The organism is Pseudomonas sp. GW823-FHT02F05 (assembly GCF_058797315.1).
Genome location: NZ_JBXAJM010000010.1, coordinates 118,569 through 135,334 on the forward strand (window position 1 = coordinate 118,569; position 16,766 = coordinate 135,334).

Genomic DNA, 16,766 nt, shown 5'->3' on the forward strand with positions numbered 1-16,766 from the left:
GCCAAACCGATCAGCTGCACAGGTTTTCCGGGGTCACTATCTGCGGCGGTATATGCACGCGGTGCCTCAATGGGTCAAACCCCTCATCACTCTGCAAGCGCACCAGCAACTCCACCAGCGCCACGGCCGTCTGCCGTGGCTGCGAGTCCATCACCACATCAATCAAGCCGTTGCTCAATGCCTGACGCGACAAGGGCGTGGACTCTTGCAGGATGCAGCACAGCGTCGGGCGCTTGGGCAGTTGCGCCAGGGCGTTGATCACACCGTCGCCACCACCGCCCACCACGCATAACCCACGCAAATCGGTATGGCGGCTGAGCAGGTCGAGCGTGGCTTCTTCGGTGATGTCGCAGTTGTCCAGGTTGATCAGCGGCTCCAACGGCTTGAGCCCCGGCGCGTGTTCGGCCAGGTAGCTGTGCAAGCCCTCGACCCGTGCCTGATGGCCGAGAAAACGATGGCCGCCCAACAGGATGCCCACGCTGCCTTTGCGTGCGCCGCAAGTGCGCGCCAACAGCCAGCCCATGGTGCGCCCGACCACGTGGTTGTCCTGGCCCACATAGGGTTCGGCGGCGTGTTCATGGATGTCCGAGAGCAGGGCCACCACCGGCACGCCCGCTGTGCGGATCTGCGCCAGGCAGGCGTTGATCAACGGATGGGCGAAGCTGACTACCGCGAGGGCGTCGCACTGCACGGCCAGTTGTTCGATTTGCGCGACGATGGCGGAGGGCGTGCGGTCGTTGATGTAGTCGAACTGGCAGCTCAGGTTGGCGGTGGCGTGATGCTGCGCTGCCTCGCTGATGGCGTGGGCCAACTGCGCATAAAAGGCTTGGGCTGTGCCCAGCAACAGCACGCCGAAACGGTAGGTGGGCCGACGTTCGCGAATGCGCTGGCCGATCAACCGTGCGGCGAAATAGCCCACCGCTTCGGCGGCCTGGAACACCTGTTCGGCCGTGCCGGGGTTGACCGGCGCGCGGGCGTTCAGCACGCGGTCGACGGTGGCTACGCTGAGCCCCGCATGGGCGGCAACGGTGGCGATGGTTGGGCGTTTGTTGTTGTGCATGGCAGGCCCCTTGAGCGTCTTGATAGAAAACTATCAAGCCCCGCTGGGCCTGGATGATAGCTTGATAGGGAATGGATTCAAGGCCTTGAGGGTGATTTAACCGCGCTCTATCGTGGGTTTCGCAAAGCCCCTGAAACCCACGCTTGCGGAGAACAATAACAATGCCTGGACACACCGCTCACCGCGCTCGGCGCGACTACAGCCTCACCGGCCCCGAAGCGGCCCGCGCCGCCGACAAGGGCCTGGTCTCGGCCCGTTGGTACCAGTCGCCCATCCCGCGCAATCGCATGAAAGCCCTGATGCAACGCCGTGACGGCCCGGCCTTGCGCGACACCGCCCTGTGGTTCTCGACGTTGTTGGCCACCGGTGTCGGCGGCTACTGGTTCTGGGGCACTTGGGCCTGCGTGCCATTCTTTATCGCCTACGGTGTGCTCTACGGTACGGCCTCCAACCCGCGCTGGCACGAAACCGGCCACGGCACGGCCTTCAAGACCCGCTGGATGAACGATGCGCTGTATCAGGTGGCGAGCTTCATGTGCCTCTTCGAACCCCACGTGTGGCGCTGGAGCCATGCTCGTCATCACACCGACACCATCGTCGTCGGCCGTGACCCGGAGATCGTCGAACCGCGCCCGCCAAGCTTATGGATGATGGCCCTCAGCCTGTTCAACCTGCCTCTGGCCTGGAAGACTTTCAGCGGCGTGGCCCGCCATGCGCTCGGGCGAATGAGCGCCCAGGAGCAGGACTTCATCCCCGAATCAGAGTGGCCCAAGGTGTACCGAGATGCACGTATCTGGGGCGGCCTCTACGCCCTGATCATCGGCACCGCGCTGTACCTGCACAGCTGGTTGCCGCTGATGCTGGTGGGCCTGCCCAGCCTCTATGGCGCGTGGCTCGGTTACCTGTTTGGAATCAGCCAACACGTGGGCCTGGCCGAAGATGTGCTCGACCACCGCAGTAACTGCCGCACCATCTACATGAACCGCGTGCTGCGCTTTATCTACATGAACATGAACTACCACCTCGAACATCACATGTACCCGATGGTGCCTTACCACGCGCTCAGTCAACTGCACGAAGAGATCCGCAGCGACTGCCCGCCGCCGTATGCCAACTTGTGGCAGGCCTACCAGGAAATCATTCCGACGATCTGGCGCCAGCGCAGCGACCCCGGCTATTTCGTCCAACGCCCCACCCGTGGCGAGGGAGCTTGCTCCCGCTGGGCTGCGCAGCAGCCCCAATAACCCTTCAGACCTACACCGTACAGACGAATCCAGGGCCGCTTCGCAGCCCAGCGCGAGCAAGCTCCCCCCACAGAGTAAGAGCCAGTCATTGGAGATAAATGTATGAACGATCAATGGATCGACGTCTGCGCCGTGGGCGAAATAGAAGCAGAAGACGTGCTGCGCTTCGACCACGGCGCGCAGACCTACGCGGTGTTCCGTTCAGCCGATAACGAATTCTTCGCCACCGCCGGCCTGTGCACCCACGAGAAAATCCACCTGGCCGACGGCCTGGTGATGGACCATGTGATCGAGTGCCCCAAGCACAACGGGCGCTTTGATTACCGCTCCGGCAAGGCCTTGGGCGCGCCGGTGTGCGTCAACCTCAAGACCTACCCCGTGCGGGTGGATGCGGGGCGGGTGCTGCTCGCCGTCACGGCCGAAGGATGAACGCCCCCCTGATCATCGTCGGCGCCGGCCATGCTGGTGGCCGTGCGGCACTGACCCTGCGTGAAGAAGGCTACAGCGGGCGCCTGATCCTGATCGGCGATGAAGCGCATCTGCCCTACGAACGGCCACCGTTGTCCAAGGGCTTGCTGCAAGGTTCGAGCGACCTGGCGCAATGCAGCCTGTGCGACAGCCAGCAGTTGGCGGCGCTCGGGGTCGAGCATATCGCCGCCAACCCGGTCAGCCGCCTGGAGCCCCAGCACCACCGGCTGCAATTGGCCGATGGCCAATGGTTGACCTACGCCGGCCTGCTGCTGGCCACCGGAGGCCGGGCGCGACGCTTACCCCAAGAGCAGGCCAACGTGTTTTACCTGCGCACCCATGATGACGCGTTGGTCTTGCGCAATGAATTAAAGCCAGGCGCCAGGCTGGTGGTGGTCGGCGGTGGTTTTATCGGCTTGGAGGTGGCGGCGACAGCGCGGGGCCTGGGCTGCGAGGTTACGTTGCTGGAAGCCGGGCCACGGTTGGCAGGGCGGGTTTTGCCGCCGGTGATCAGTGACGCGTTGCTGGCCTTGCACCGTGAGCAGGGTGTGGATGTGCGTTTGAACGTCGCGCTGGAGTGCATCCACGTCGACGCCGTGCAACTGGTCGACGGGCAACGGCTGCCCTGCGACCTGGTGGTGGTCGGCATTGGCATGCAGCCCAACATCGAGTTGGCCGCGGCGGCGGGCTTGGAAGTCGGGCAGGGCATTCGTGTCGACGCGCAGTTGCGCACCAGTGCGGCGGATATCTACGCGGCGGGGGATGTGTGCGAGTTTCGTCTGGCGGGCCTTTATCAGCGCCAGGAAACCTGGCGCAACGCCGAAGCCCAGGGCCGTCTCGCGGCGTTGAACCTGCTGGGGCGGGAGTTGGCGTTCGAGACGATCCCGGGTTTCTGGTCCGATCAATACGCGTGGGGCTTGCACACCGTCGGGGTGATGACGGCGCTGATGGTTCGCCGGGAATTGCCAGACGGCGGCCAGCTGCTGTTCTACCTGGACGACCATCACCGTTTGCAGGGCGCCTGCAGTTGGGCCTTGGGTAACCGCGCATCCAAGGACATCAAGCTGTGCGAGCACTTGATTACTGCCCGAATCCCGCTCAACCCGGCCAGCCTGGCCGACCCTGAGGTATCCCTGAAGCTGTTATTGCGAGGCTGACCATGCGCCAGTTGTTAGTATTCCAATCGATGTGGGCCATGCAAACCGAGCCCGGCAGCCTCGAAGCGCAACTGGACCGCATCGCCGCCGCCGGTTATGACGGCATCACCGACCATTACTGGGCACCTGCATCGGTGCAGCGCCTGCACGCGGCGGCCACGGCCAGGGGCTTGCAGATTGAAGGGCAACTGTTCCCGCAATCGGTGGAAGATCTAGCCAGGGCATTGGAGGTGATCAGCCGTCACGGCTGTCACCACCTCACCTTGCAAGCCGACGTGCGCCCGCGTACCCAGGCCGAGGCGGCCAGGCTGATCGACGGCTGGCAACGCCTGGCCGCACAGGTGGACTTCCCGATCCTGCTGGAAACCCACCGTTACCGGCTCACCAACGACCTATTGTTCACCCTCGACCTGCTGGCACAGATGCCCGATCTGAAACTGCTCGCAGACCTTTCCCACTACGTGGTTGGCCGCGAGTTGCCCGAGCCCGGCAGTGTGGAAGACGACGAACAGATACGCACCATCCTGCGTCACAGCTGGGGCTTTCATGGCCGCATTGCTAGCAGCGAACAGGTGCAGGTTTGTCTGGATTTTCCCCAGCACCAACAGTGGGTCGAGCGGTTTACCGGCTGGTGGCGCTACGGGATCGAACACTGGCTGGGCCGCGCTGACAGTCCGCAGAGCTTGTCCTTCACTTGCGAGTTGGGCCCGCCACCCTATGCGATTACCGACGCACAGGGCCGCGAACTCACCGATCGCTGGGCCGAGGCGCTCAAGCTCAAAGCCCTGATTCGCCAGGTGTGGGCCAGTTGCCATCGATGATCTGCTAATCTGCGCGGGTTCACCGCCCTCAGCCTGTGGAATGCCCATGAAAACCTGCCCCGTCCGTCCCCCGCTCGAACCACAATCGGTGTGCCACCCGATCACCAGCAGCGCGATCTTCATGGTCGCCACCCTGGCGCCCGATGCGGTTGAAAACGTGCGGGCCTGGTGCGTCGACATCGCAGGCCTGGTGCGCTCGGTAGGCAAACGCGTGCCCTCGGGCAACCTGACTTGCGTTTGCGGGTTTGGCTCGGATGCCTGGGACCGCCTGTTCGGCGCGCCGCGCCCGGCGGCCTTGCATCCGTTTCGCGAGTTCGGTGTGGAGGGGCGCAAGGCAGTGTCGACCCCCGGTGACATCCTGCTGCACATCCGTGCCGAACAGATGGACCTGTGTTTCGAGCTGGCGACCCAGCTGATGGCGGCCCTGGGTGATAGCGTGAAGGTGGTCGATGAGGTCCAGGGCTTTCGCTACTTCGATATGCGCAGCATCATCGGTTTCGTCGACGGCACCGAGAACCCGGTGGGGCGCAAGGCCGAGGCGTTTACCCTGGTGGGCGATGAAGACCCTGAGTTCGAAGGCGGCAGCTATGTGCTGGTGCAGAAATACCTGCACAACATGACCGCGTGGAATGGCTTGACGGTGGAGGCTCAAGAGAAGGTGATCGGGCGCACCAAATTATCGGACATCGAACTGGACGAAGACGCCAAGCCGAGCAACTCCCACAGCGCCCTGACCGTCATCACCGACGAGAGCGGTGAGGAAGTGAAGATCCTGCGCGACAACATGCCCTTCGGCCGCCCAGGCGCGGGCGAATTCGGCACTTATTTCATCGGCTACGCACGCTCGCCTCAGCCTCTGGAACAGATGCTGGAAAACATGTTCGTCGGCCGCCCGGCCGGCAATTACGACCGCTTGCTCGACTTCAGCACGGCCGTGACCGGCGGCCTGTTCTTCGTGCCCTCGGCCGACTTGCTCGAAGCGCTGGCCGACCGCCAATAACCTGTAGGAGCGAGCTTGCTCGCGAAAAAACCAAGGCCACCGCGAACATACAGAATGCCCGCGTTATCGTTGACGTTTTTCGCGAGCAAGCTCGCTCCTACAAGCGTCAGGTAAGCAGGCCGGTGCTGACGGCCACGATCAAAAACACCCCCAGCAGCGCACGGTAGATCACGAACGGCCAGGTGGAGAACCGTTCCAGAAACTTCATCAGGCCCCAGATCGCGAAGAACGCCGAGACGCTGGCCACCACCAGCCCGAACATCAAATGGGGCCAGGCGTGGGCGGGCAGGTCGGCGTGCAGCAATACCCCCAGCTCTTTCAAACCGGCCAGGGCGATGGCCGGCAGGCCCAGCAGGAAGGAAAACCGCGCCGCTTCTTCGCGTTTGAAATTCAGGAACAGCGCTGCGGTCAACGTAGAGCCCGAACGCGATACGCCCGGTATCAACGCGCCAATCTGCGCAACTCCCACAATCAAGGCATCGCGCAGGCGCATTTGGCTCACGTCGCGTGTATGCCGGGCACGCAGTTCGGCCACTGCCAGCAGCACCGCCATCACCACGCAGGAAATGCCGATCACCATCAGCCCGCGCAAGGGTGAGTTGCACGCATTCAAGGTCGACGACAACGCCAGGCCGGCGATGCCAATCGGTACGGTTGCCAGCACAATCGCCACGGCGAGCTTGAACCAGCGGTCGTTGTAGTCGCCCCGGCGCACCGCACTGATGCTGCCGGTGGTGACCTGACGCACATCGCGCCAGAAATAGCTGACTACCGCCGCCAGCGCCGCCAATTGCATGGCCGCGGAAAACGCCGAGCCGGGGTCTTGCCAGCCGAGCAGGGCGGGCACAACGCGCATATGGGCGGTGGACGACACCGGCAGCAATTCAGTAATGCCCTGGATCACCCCAAGGATGAAGATTTGCAGGTAATCCAGGGAGGCAAAGCCCACATCCAGGCCGGCGGTACAGACGTTGGTCAAAATACGTGTCCTTGAGCAATAGGGGAAACCGGCGAAGTTTATTCTAAATGTTTCAGGATTTCGGCCAGGGCAACCGCTATTTGCAATCGGTTCAGCTAATAGAAAGGATTCGCCAGGCCATTGGCGTGGGCAGCACTTTTGTGAACAATGGCGCCCTGCGTTTTTCCACCGAGAGCCCCATGCCCGAAACCACCGTCGAATTGATCCAGACCGGCCCCGAAGAAGCTGAACTGATCCGTAATCTTTACCAGTACTACGCCTATGAGTCTTCGGATTGGGAACAAGAAGATGTCGAGACCGATGGGCGTTACTACATCCATGACGAACACCTGGCTCGCTACTGGAGCGACCCGCAATGGAGCGCCAACCTGTTGCTGGTAGACGGCTATATCGCCGGTTTCCTCTTGATCGAAAGCAGCGAACTGCCGGGCATCGACGCCCTGGAACTGGCTGACCTGTTCATCCTCAAGCGCTACCGCCGCAAAGGCATCGGCCGCGCCATCGCCAGCCAGGTGCTGTGCAGCGGCTCGGCCAATTGGTTGGTGCGTTTCTATGATCAGGACGAGGTTTCCCAGGCGTTCTGGCGCACCGTACTGGATAACTTGCCGCGTCCGGTGCAGAGCATTGAACTGGACGATGAGCCGCAGTTGGTGAGCTACCTGATTACCCGGGCTTCGTTGCATTGAGGGGTTGGGGCTTTCTCTCGATGAGCATAGATATCTGAACAAGGCTGTGGCGATCAACCCCGTAACCACGATGCGAAGCGAGCCGCTCTTGATCTGCTTTTGATCTGCTTTTGATCTTGATCTTAAGCGCCCCGTCAAACCACGCTGGCCGAACGCAGGCTTGAATTCGTGGGTAACCCGGCAGGACGCCGGGTTAGCCGCCCCGCGCCATGGATGGCGCGTGGCGGCGGCCCACGGATTCAAGCCTGTGTTCGGGCACACCGAGCCTAGGCGAGGTGCCGAGTAGTGGGGCAAGAGCCCTTTTGGTTACTTTTGGGGCTCTTTTCCAAAAGTGACCCGCTGTAAAAGCGGAACCATAAGCAGCCGTTACCCAAATAACGGATATGTACACGGTCTGATCCAAGATTCTGGTCGACTGCCAGGCCGCCTTCGCGAGCAAGCCCGCTCCCACAGTTTGATCGCGGGGTGTCAGGTAGGTAAGTGTCGGCTGGTAGGCCGCCATCGCAGGCAAGCCAGCTCCCACATTTGGATCATGGCACTTCAGGTAGATAGGAGTCGGCTGTCAGGCCGTCACGGGCCTAGCCCGGGTTGAACAGCACCTGCTGCATCGCCTGGGGTGGCTGCCCGAAGGCCCTGAGGAACGCCTGGCGCATGCGCTCGCGATCACCAAACCCGGTTTCGCGCGCCACCACTTCCACCGGGTGGCGGCTGGTTTCCATCATTGCCCGCGCAGCTTCCACCCGCAGGGCCTCAATGGCCTTGGCCGGGGTCTGCCCGGTTTCTTCGCGAAACACCCGGCTGAACTGGCGTGGGCTGAGCCGGGCGACGTCGGCCAGTGCGTCCACCGACAAATCATGGGTGAGGTTTTCACGGGCATAGGCCAGGGCCAACTGCACGCGGTCGGACTTGGGGTCCAGTTCCAGCAAGGCCGACAGTTGCGACTGCTCGCTGCCACGGCGCTGGGCAATCACCAGTTTGCGTGCAATGCGACGGGCCAGGTCGCTGCCCAGGTCGTCCTCCACCATCGCCAGCGCCAGGTCGACCCCGGCGCTCATGCCCGCACCGGTCCACACCTGGCCGTCGACAATGAACAACTTGTCCTCTTCCAGGCGAATATCCGGGTAACGCTTGCGAAACGCGGGTGCGTGGATCCAGTGGGTGGTGGTGCGCTTGCCAGCCAGCAGGCCAGCCTCGGCCAGCACAAAGATGCCCATGCATAACGACGCCACCCGGCGCGACTGCGCGGACGCGGCCTTGACCAGTTCCAGCAGGTTGGCTTCCGGCAGGCGAAACTCCAGGTAGCCGCTGACAATCAAGGTGTCATAGCCCTCTGGGCGGAGCGCGCTGGTGTTCACCGAAAAGCCCTGGGAGGTCATCACGGCGCCGCCGCTTTCCGACACCAGGTGAAACTCATAGGCCGGCTCGCCGCGCAGCAGGTTGGCACACTCGAACACCGAGCCCAGGCTGAGGCTCAACGACTGGAAATTCGGGTAAACCATCAGCGCAACGCTGTGCATTGCATCTCTCCAAGGGGCAGGGGAGAGGCGATTGTCGGCGTGTGCCGGGCAAACGGCAACCGACTTTCGTGCGTGTCCGGAATCCTTGCGGATATGACATTGTGAGCCAATGCCGCGCTGCCTAACATGAGCCCAACGCACTAGACGACTGGTCTAATCGCAGAGGGGCAAGCATGAGCAACGCAAGCAGCAGTGCGCGGCAAGCGATTCTTGAACGGGCGCAATCCATTGTCGGGGCCAAGGGGTTTTCGGCGGTGGGCTTGAACGAGATCCTTCAAGCGGCGCAAGTGCCCAAGGGCTCGTTTTATCACTACTTCAACTCCAAAGATGCCTTTGGCGTGGTGTTACTCGATACCTATTTCGACCACTACGTCGAGGGCATGCAGCAGTTGTTCGATCAGCCGGGATTGACCCACCACGCCAAGCTGATGCGTTATTGGCAAGGCTGGATCGACAACCACACCGGCTGCACCGACGCCGGCAAATGCCTGGCCGTGAAGCTTGGGGCGGAGGTCTCCGATCTGTCAGAACCCATGCGGCTGGCGCTGCAACGCGGTACTTCGCGCACCATCGACTTGCTTGCCGTGGCCCTTCAACGCGGCGTCGAAGACGGCTCGCTCAGGTTCGAGCAGGCCCCCGAAAGCCTGGCCAGGCGTTTGTATGCGCTATGGTTGGGAACCAGCGTCATGGGCAAGATCACCCGTACCACCGCGCCGTTCACCGAGGCGCTGCTGCTGACCCAACAGTTGTTGGGCAGCCCTGAAAACCCTGTTATTCACATCGATCGAGGCACTGGAAAATGAAAGTATTAATGGTACTGACCTCTCACGACCAGCTTGGCGATACCGGGCGCAAGACCGGCTTCTGGCTCGAAGAATTCGCCGCACCTTATTACGCGTTCAAGGACGCTGGCGCCGAAGTGGTGCTGGCTTCTCCGGCCGGCGGCCAGCCGCCGTTGGACCCCAAGAGCGATGAACCGGATGCGCAAACCGAGCAGACCGAGCGCTTCGGCAAAGACCCGGCTGCGCAGCAAGCCCTGGCGACCACCGTGAAGCTGGACTCGGTCAATGCCGCCGACTTCGACACCGTGTTCTACCCAGGCGGCCACGGTCCGCTGTGGGACCTGGCGGAGTCGCCGGTGTCCATCGCGCTGATCGAAGCTTTCGAGCGGGCCGGCAAGCCCGTTGGCTTTGTGTGCCATGCACCGGGTGCCTTGCGTCACGTCAAGGCAGTTAACGGTGAGCCGTTGATCAAGGGCCGCCGCGTCACCGGGTTCTCCAACTCGGAAGAGGCCGCTGTGCAGTTGACCGAGGTCGTGCCGTTCCTGATTGAAGATGAGTTTCGTAAATTGGGCGGCCTGTATGAGAAGGGCGCCGACTGGCAATCCTTCGTCATTGTCGACGGTTTGCTGGTGACTGGGCAAAACCCAGGCAGCTCCAGCGAAGTGGCCAAGGCCCTGCTGACACTCTGCGCTTAAATTAATCAACCGATCTACGCGGTGGCGACTCCCAGGAGTCGCCACGGTTTTCGTTCGTCCTGAATTTGGAATATCGCCGTGCCTGACTGCATCTTGAATACCCCGATCAAGCTGGGGCATCACCGCTTGAACAACCGTGTGGTACTGCCACCGCTGACCCGCCAGCGCAGCGCCCAGCCGGGTAATATCGCCACCGACCTGATGGCCGAGTATTACCGTCAACGGGCCAGTGCCGGGTTCATGGTCAGCGAGGGTACGCAGATCGAACCCCGGGGCCAGGGCTACGCGTGGACGCCGGGCCTTCATACACCGGCGCAAATCGAGGGTTGGCGCAAAGTCACTGCAGCGGTGCATGCCGAGGGCGGTGTGATCTTCGCCCAGTTATGGCATGTGGGGCGGGTGTCCCATAACGCGCTGCAACCTGACGGTGGTGCCCCGGTGGGCCCGTCTGCGCTGCCGGCGTTGCAAGCCAAAGCCTTCATTGAAACCGGGCCGGGTAGGGGTGAACTGGTGCAGCCACCCGTCCCCCGTGCCTTGACCACGCTGGAAATCGAAGAGCTGGTAGGGCACTACGCCCAGGCTGCGCGCAATGCCCTGGACGCCGGGTTCGACGGCGTGGAAATTCACGCGGCCAACGGCTACCTCGTTAACCAGTTCATCTCGGCCCATTCCAACCTCCGTGAGGATGAGTACGGCGGCTCGCTGGACAATCGCCTGCGCTTGCTGCGCGAGATTGTCGAAGCGGTGTGCAAAGTGGTGGGGCCGGAACGCCTGGGCGTGCGCTTTTCGCCGCTGTTCAGTGGCACCGATCAGGACCGGGTCTACATCGGCCTGGTGGAAGAAGACCCGCACCTTACCTATATCGAAGCGATCAAAGTGCTGGAAGCGTCGGGCCTCGCCTATGTGTCCATTGCCGAGGCCGACTGGGACAACGCCCCCGACCTGCCCGACACATTTCGCCAGGCCGTGCGCGCCACCTTCAGCGGCAGGATCATCTACGCCGGGCGCTACACCGCCGAGCGCGGCGCACGGCTGGTAGAGACCGGGTTGGCGGACTTGATCGCCTTTGGACGGCCCTTCATTGCCAACCCGGACTTGCCCCAGCGGCTGTTCAATGGCTGGCCGTTGAATGCGTTGAAGGCCGAAGGCTTGTATGGCGGGACACAGGCGGGGTATGTGGATTATCCGGTGTATGCCCAACAGCCGTGATAGCCCATGATGGCCTGTGTTTTATCCAGGGTGGGAGGAGGCTTGCCCTGACGCCGGTCAGTTAAACGAACGCTATGCTCGAAGTAATGAAGATCAAATGTGGGAGCTGGCTTGCCTGCGAAAGCGGTCGTGCAGTAACAGATACAGTGACTGACACACCACCTTCGCGGGCAAGTCGAATCGCCTCACTCCACCCGCAACACAATCTTGCCGATATGGTCCCCACCTTCCATCCGCGCATGGGCCTGGGCGGCGTCGGTGTAGGCGTAGACCTGGTCGATAATCGGCAGGCAGCGCCCGGCACTGAGTACCGGCCACACGTGTTCGCGCAGTTGCTGGGCAATCTCGGCCTTTTCTTCCCGCGTGCGGGCCCGCAGCAGCGAGCCGGTGATCACCGCTCGTTTGCCGAGGATGGTCAGCAGGTCGACGTCGTTGGCCTTGCCACCACCGAGGAAGCCGAGGATCACCAGGTGGCCGTCCATGCCCAGGGCCTTGAGGTTATTGTTGAGGTACGAGGCGCCCATGATGTCGAGGATCACGTTGACGCCTTTGCCATCGGTCTGTTTGGCGATGACCTCGGCAAATGCCTGTTCGCGGTAGTTGATCGGCTCGGCACCGAGCTTGGCAATCGCCGCGCATTTGTCGGCGCTGCCCGCCGTGGCGAATGCCTGGATGCCGAACTCCTGGCAAAGCATCAACGCGGTGGTGCCGATGCCGCTGGTGCCGCCGTGGATCAAGGCGCGCTGGCCTTTGCGGGCACCGCCGAGACCGAACAGGTTGGCCCAGACCGTAAAGAACGTTTCCGGCACGGCAGCGGCCTGAATCCAGTCCATGCCTGCGGGGATCGGCAGCGCCTGGCTGGCCGGCACCGCGCAATACTGCGCATAGCCGCCGCCATTGGTCAGGGCGCAAACCTTGTCGCCCACGCTGTATTCGTTCACGCCAGTGCCCAGCGCCACCACTTCACCGGCCACTTCCAACCCCGGAATCGGGCTCATGCCGGGCTTCATCGGGTATTTACCCGCGCGCTGCAAGGCGTCTGGGCGGTTGACCCCGGCGGCGTGCACGCGAATCAGAATCTCGCCCGGCCCGGCCACTGGCACGTCGGCGCTGCGCGGCTGCAAGACCTCGGGCCCGCCAGGGGTGGTGATTTCGATCAGGGTCATTTCTTGGGGAAGCGTCATGGAAAAGTTCCTGTAGCGATGAGCGTATGGGTTGGGACCGTAGCGCGGGGTCGGCAGTTCAGCAAGATCATGCCGGGTTCTTCGGGCAATGCAAACGCAGGCTTTCAGCACAAGCCTGCAAGTGCGTCGGCGTGGCTTCGGACACACTGGCTGCCGCTCATTTTTGACGGACACAGGTGGCGTATGAACGAAGCGAGAAATCAGGATATCGGGTTGTTGTTCCTGCGGGTCAGCGGGGCGTTGTTCCTGCTGTGGGTGCATGGGTTGCCCAAGTTGCTCCACTACAGCGAGCAATTGAAGCTGATCGAGGACCCGTTTCACCTGGGCGCCCATGTCACGTTGCTGCTGGCGATCTTTGCCGAGGTGCTGTGCCCGCTGCTGATCGTCGCGGGCGTGCTGGTGCGCCTGGCGTGCCTGCCGATCCTGGCGGTGCTGGTCATCGCGTTGCTGGTGGTGCACCCGGAGTGGACGCTGTTCGAAGGGCAGTTCGGTTGGCTGCTGTTGATCATCTTTACCAGCGTGCTGATCGCAGGGCCGGGGCGGCTGGTGCTGAGCCAGCGCTTTGCCTGAACAAAAAAGGCCTGGCTCGCCCGGCCTTCTGCCTTCTGTAGGAGCGAGCTTGCTCGCGAAAAACGCATAGGCGCCGCGTTCATTCAGCAAGCACGCGTTATCGTTGACGTTCTTCGCGAGCAACCTCGCTCCTACAGGGGCATCAAGATGTCAACGGTTCAGGAATCCCAACAGGTCTTCATTGAGCTGTTGAGCGTGGGTCACGGCAAACCCGTGAGGCGCATCCTTGTACACCTTCAGTTGCGCGCCCTTGATCATTTCAGCAGCCACCTTGCCGGTGGTTTCGAACGGCACGATCTGGTCGCCGTCGCCATGGATCACCAGGGTCGGCACGTCGATTTTGGCCATGTCCGGGCGGAAGTCGGTTTGCGAAAATGCGGTGACGCAATCCACGGTGGATTTGAGCGACGCGAGCATGGCGATCTGCAGGGTTTGGCTGAGCACACCCTCCGAAACGTGCTGGCCTTTATTGAGACCGAAGAATGGCGTGTTGAAGTCGCTGATGAACTGCGCACGATCCTTCAACAGGCCGGCCTTGATGCCATCGAACACCTCGCCTGGCACGCCTTGGGGGTAGTCGGCTTGCTGACCGAAGATCGGCGTGACCGCGCCCAACAACACCAGGCCGGCGACACGGGCACTGCCGTGGCGGGCGATGTAGCGCGCCACGTCACCGCCACCCATGGAGAAGCCCACCAGGGTCACGTCCTGCAGGTCAAGGTGTTCGATCAACTGGGCGATATCGTCAGCGAAGGTGTCGTAGTCGTTACCGGTCCATGGCTGGTCCGAGCGGCCAAAACCACGACGGTCAAAGGCAATGGTGCGAAAGCCACGGCTGCTCAGGTATTCCATCTGGTATTCCCACATGTCCGCATCCAGCGGCCAGCCGTGGCTGAACAGCACGGGCTTACCGCTGCCCCAGTCTTTGAAGTAAATCTGGGTACCGTCTTTGGCAACGAATGTGCTCATCTGAAACTCCTTGCAGGGCTGAAAAAGGGCGGTGTGAAAACCGTCTCACTATTGCCGTAAACCTGAGCCCAGGCTTGTATGGGTGTGCTTGTCTCACCAACTGAACTTGAGCTCCATGCCCAGGTAATTGCTGTCGTGCCCACCGGCATCACGCAGGGTCTGGCCGACCGCGTAGTGCACCGCCTCGACCGCACCGCTGAGGTTGGGTGTAAAGGCGTAGTCGGTGCGCAGTTGGCCGTAGGCGCCGGTCCAGCGCTCGCCTTGGCCCGCCGTGCCAGCCACGGCCAGGTTGGGCTGGGTGTAGACGGCGTCTGCGGTGGTCTGCCGCCACAGCAGGCCGACAGCGGTTTGCACGCTGAGCTTGGCGAGGGGCTTGACGGTGATCGACGGCTTGACGTGGATCAGGTTGCTGTAGCCGGTGTAGCCCGCCAGGGAAAAGTAATAGCCATTGGGGAACAGCGGGTTGAAGGTGCCGACCCGGCCGTCACCGGCCTGGCGGTCACCGGAAGCGATATCCAGTTGCAGGCCGATACGCGGCTTCCAGGCCAGCGTGTCAAAGGTGTAGCCGGTGCGGCTGCCACCGGCCCAGGCGCGAATCGTCTTGCTGCCCACCGAGCCGCGTTGCAGCATGGCTTCGACGTCCCAGTCGAAACCCTGGGCTGCGCCACCCAGGCGGGCGTCCAGCAACTGGCGCGTCTCTTCGCCGTCGGCGTCCAGGTAATGGGCGGCGCTGCGCTCGTACACGCCGTAATAGGCCGACAGCTCATTGGTGCCGCCCACCAGCCGCTCGACCCGTAGCATGTGGAAGCGCGCGTCGCTGTTGGACTTGTCGTCGAAATGCCGGCCATCCTGGTACTGCACCGGTTGGCTGGCGATCCCGATAAAGCGCCATTGCGGCGTTTCCCAGTCCGCCCACAACGCATCGAAGGACTGCCGCACATTCGGGCCGTCCCGTGACGAGATGAAACGCTGCAAGTCGAAGGCGAAATCCTGGCGGCCAGCCCGTGCCTTGAAGGTGCCAGCGCTGAAGGTCTTCACGTATTCGGCAAAGGCCAGGCGCAGGTCGACGCGGTTCTGGTCGGCACCGCCAATGGTGGTCTTGTCATAGGCCCGCACATCTTCCAACTGGGTGAACAGCCGCCAGTGTTCGTTCAGGTGCAAGTCGGCGTGCATCTGAAAGCGCTGGATCAGGTAGCGGTCACGCGGTACATCCCGCACGCCGAACCCGCTGGCGTCGTTCATCTCGAAACGTTCACGCAAGGTTGCGCCCAACGACAAGTAGGTGAACGGGTTGGCGGCGGACAGTGGGATGTACTTGAGGTTGTCCAGCGGTTGCGTGCGCAATGCCGGGTCCTTGAGCACAGACCAGTCTTCCTGCCAGCGGTTGGCCTTGATCGCCGGGCGTACCAGCTGGTCGTCGGCCTGCACGCTGCCAGCAAGCAACGGCCACAGCACAGCCAGGCTCCAGCCTGCGTGACGAATCATTTTGCCGCGCTGAGTTGGTGGATTTCTGCGACATAACCGCCCGGGAACTCCACCAACGCACTGCGCCGACCTTTGCTGTCGAACGCCGGCACCAGCACTGTGGCGCCAGAGCCAGTGGCCTTGCCCAGGGTGGCGGCCAGGTCGTTGACCTGATAACCGGTGGTGTCATGGCCGAACGGGTAGGGCAGTTGGCCGTTGGTGACCAGCACCGCCATGCGCCCGAACGGCGATTCGATATCAACGCGGCGGTAGTGGCCGCCGGCCTGGCCGACATCAACCCCAGGGGCGTGCTTGTCGTCGCTCACTACCTTGCCGTGGGAGAAACCCAGGAACGCCTTGATAAACCGCTCGGCGCTGTCGTTGGACACATACACACGGTTTTCCGGCACGGTGTCGAAGGCGGCGTAATCCGGGGTCTTGGTGTGCCAGTAGAGCTGCATGTTCACACCGCCCGGCCATTGCACCACGGCATCACGGCCGATGGGGTCGGGGAAATCGCTGACGATTACGTCGGCGCCATTTTCACGCGCGGCCTTGAGGGCCACGTCCATGTCCTTGACCAGATAGCCGTTGCGTTCCTGGCCGAACGGGTGAGGCACGGGGGTGGTAAAGCCGAACAACGACACGGTGCCCGCCGGGGTCTGGAGCAATTGCGAGGTGGTGCTGCTCGGCACCGGCAGCACGTTGACCACGACCTGGGGCGTGCTTTTGCCGCCGAAGGTGGCGAGGAAACTCTGGGCAAAACGGTCCACATCGGCCGGTGCCACATACACATGGCTGGTGTCGTACTGCGGCGCCACGGCCACGTTCGGGGTGGCGGCAAACGCGTTGCTCATCATCGCACTTGCCAGCAGCGTCAATGCCAGCGATACCTTGGTTGCTGTGTTACCCATGCCCGTTCTCCAGCGCTTCTGAGGGTTCGAAAGCCGTGAGGTTAGGG

At 62.5% G+C, this 16,766-nt stretch carries 17 protein-coding genes; 10 read left to right on the forward strand and 7 right to left on the reverse strand.

The annotated features are described in order from the left end of the window. Positions 1 to 10 precede the first annotated feature (10 nt). A complete protein-coding gene (locus AC1RAC_RS14035) occupies positions 11 to 1,060 on the reverse strand; it encodes a LacI family DNA-binding transcriptional regulator (protein WP_054898559.1) in 1,050 nt (349 codons plus the stop codon). A gap of 161 nt (positions 1,061 to 1,221) precedes the next feature. On the opposite strand from AC1RAC_RS14035, the gene AC1RAC_RS14040 reads away from it, so the two are divergent. From AC1RAC_RS14040 to AC1RAC_RS14060, 5 genes are all read left to right on the forward strand, one after another. Then, positions 1,222 to 2,304, forward strand: coding sequence for a fatty acid desaturase family protein (locus AC1RAC_RS14040; protein ID WP_054918722.1), 1,083 nt, complete (start codon positions 1,222 to 1,224; stop codon positions 2,302 to 2,304). Between the two features lie 102 nt (positions 2,305 to 2,406). Further along, positions 2,407 to 2,733: a MocE family 2Fe-2S type ferredoxin gene (locus tag AC1RAC_RS14045; RefSeq protein ID WP_034127287.1), complete on the forward strand. Its 327-nt coding sequence runs from the start codon at positions 2,407 to 2,409 to the stop codon at positions 2,731 to 2,733. Next, positions 2,730 to 3,929 carry an NAD(P)/FAD-dependent oxidoreductase gene (locus AC1RAC_RS14050; RefSeq protein ID WP_492616664.1) on the forward strand — a complete coding sequence of 400 codons (1,200 nt, stop codon included), beginning with the start codon at positions 2,730 to 2,732 and terminating at the stop codon, positions 3,927 to 3,929. Before AC1RAC_RS14045 ends, AC1RAC_RS14050 begins: the two co-directional genes overlap by 4 nt. A gap of 2 nt (positions 3,930 to 3,931) precedes the next feature. Continuing rightward, positions 3,932 to 4,750 carry a sugar phosphate isomerase/epimerase family protein gene (locus tag AC1RAC_RS14055; protein ID WP_127881628.1) on the forward strand — a complete coding sequence of 273 codons (819 nt, stop codon included), beginning with the start codon at positions 3,932 to 3,934 and terminating at the stop codon, positions 4,748 to 4,750. A 46-nt stretch (positions 4,751 to 4,796) separates the two neighbouring features. Then, positions 4,797 to 5,750: a Dyp-type peroxidase gene (locus tag AC1RAC_RS14060; protein WP_492616665.1), complete on the forward strand. Its 954-nt coding sequence runs from the start codon at positions 4,797 to 4,799 to the stop codon at positions 5,748 to 5,750. Between the two features lie 106 nt (positions 5,751 to 5,856). On the opposite strand, the gene AC1RAC_RS14065 is transcribed toward AC1RAC_RS14060, so the two are convergent. After that, positions 5,857 to 6,729, reverse strand: a complete 873-nt coding sequence (locus tag AC1RAC_RS14065; RefSeq protein WP_492616666.1) for an undecaprenyl-diphosphate phosphatase — start codon at positions 6,727 to 6,729, stop codon at positions 5,857 to 5,859. Positions 6,730 to 6,776: 47 nt separating this feature from the next. On the opposite strand from AC1RAC_RS14065, the gene AC1RAC_RS14070 reads away from it, so the two are divergent. After that, the gene (locus AC1RAC_RS14070; protein ID WP_054918714.1) at positions 6,777 to 7,415 is read left to right on the forward strand and encodes a GNAT family N-acetyltransferase; all 639 of its coding nucleotides are present in this window, start codon (positions 6,777 to 6,779) and stop codon (positions 7,413 to 7,415) included. A gap of 578 nt (positions 7,416 to 7,993) precedes the next feature. On the opposite strand, the gene AC1RAC_RS14075 is transcribed toward AC1RAC_RS14070, so the two are convergent. Then, the gene (locus AC1RAC_RS14075; protein ID WP_034127293.1) at positions 7,994 to 8,932 is read right to left on the reverse strand and encodes a GlxA family transcriptional regulator; all 939 of its coding nucleotides are present in this window, start codon (positions 8,930 to 8,932) and stop codon (positions 7,994 to 7,996) included. 173 nt (positions 8,933 to 9,105) lie between these two features. Here AC1RAC_RS14075 and AC1RAC_RS14080 point away from each other — a divergent pair, with 173 nt between their 5' ends. The 3 genes from AC1RAC_RS14080 to AC1RAC_RS14090 all read left to right on the forward strand — a co-directional run bounded on the left by AC1RAC_RS14080 (position 9,106) and on the right by AC1RAC_RS14090 (position 11,618). Further along, complete coding sequence (locus tag AC1RAC_RS14080) at positions 9,106 to 9,735, forward strand: TetR/AcrR family transcriptional regulator (RefSeq protein ID WP_054898552.1); 630 nt, start codon at positions 9,106 to 9,108, stop codon at positions 9,733 to 9,735. Further along, positions 9,732 to 10,409: a type 1 glutamine amidotransferase domain-containing protein gene (locus AC1RAC_RS14085; protein ID WP_054898551.1), complete on the forward strand. Its 678-nt coding sequence runs from the start codon at positions 9,732 to 9,734 to the stop codon at positions 10,407 to 10,409. The genes AC1RAC_RS14080 and AC1RAC_RS14085 overlap by 4 nt, the downstream gene beginning before the upstream one ends. A gap of 78 nt (positions 10,410 to 10,487) precedes the next feature. Then, complete coding sequence (locus tag AC1RAC_RS14090; protein ID WP_072448654.1) at positions 10,488 to 11,618, forward strand: alkene reductase; 1,131 nt, start codon at positions 10,488 to 10,490, stop codon at positions 11,616 to 11,618. A 185-nt stretch (positions 11,619 to 11,803) separates the two neighbouring features. On the opposite strand, the gene AC1RAC_RS14095 is transcribed toward AC1RAC_RS14090, so the two are convergent. Continuing rightward, positions 11,804 to 12,802: an NAD(P)H-quinone oxidoreductase gene (locus AC1RAC_RS14095; protein WP_072448652.1), complete on the reverse strand. Its 999-nt coding sequence runs from the start codon at positions 12,800 to 12,802 to the stop codon at positions 11,804 to 11,806. Between the two features lie 183 nt (positions 12,803 to 12,985). On the opposite strand from AC1RAC_RS14095, the gene AC1RAC_RS14100 reads away from it, so the two are divergent. Next, positions 12,986 to 13,372, forward strand: a complete 387-nt coding sequence (locus AC1RAC_RS14100) for a DoxX family protein (RefSeq protein WP_034127298.1) — start codon at positions 12,986 to 12,988, stop codon at positions 13,370 to 13,372. Positions 13,373 to 13,522: 150 nt separating this feature from the next. Here the strand turns inward: AC1RAC_RS14100 and AC1RAC_RS14105 are convergent, their stop codons facing one another. The 3 genes from AC1RAC_RS14105 to AC1RAC_RS14115 all read right to left on the reverse strand — a co-directional run bounded on the left by AC1RAC_RS14105 (position 13,523) and on the right by AC1RAC_RS14115 (position 16,719). Further along, positions 13,523 to 14,341, reverse strand: a complete 819-nt coding sequence (locus tag AC1RAC_RS14105) for an alpha/beta fold hydrolase (protein ID WP_054898548.1) — start codon at positions 14,339 to 14,341, stop codon at positions 13,523 to 13,525. A gap of 93 nt (positions 14,342 to 14,434) precedes the next feature. Further along, positions 14,435 to 15,826 (reverse strand): alginate export family protein, encoded by a 1,392-nt coding sequence (locus tag AC1RAC_RS14110; protein ID WP_492616667.1) that lies wholly within the window; start codon positions 15,824 to 15,826, stop codon positions 14,435 to 14,437. Continuing rightward, on the reverse strand, positions 15,823 to 16,719 hold the full coding sequence (locus tag AC1RAC_RS14115; protein ID WP_054898546.1) for a VOC family protein: 897 nt from the start codon (positions 16,717 to 16,719) through the stop codon (positions 15,823 to 15,825). The genes AC1RAC_RS14110 and AC1RAC_RS14115 overlap by 4 nt, the downstream gene beginning before the upstream one ends. Positions 16,720 to 16,766: the final 47 nt, after the last annotated feature.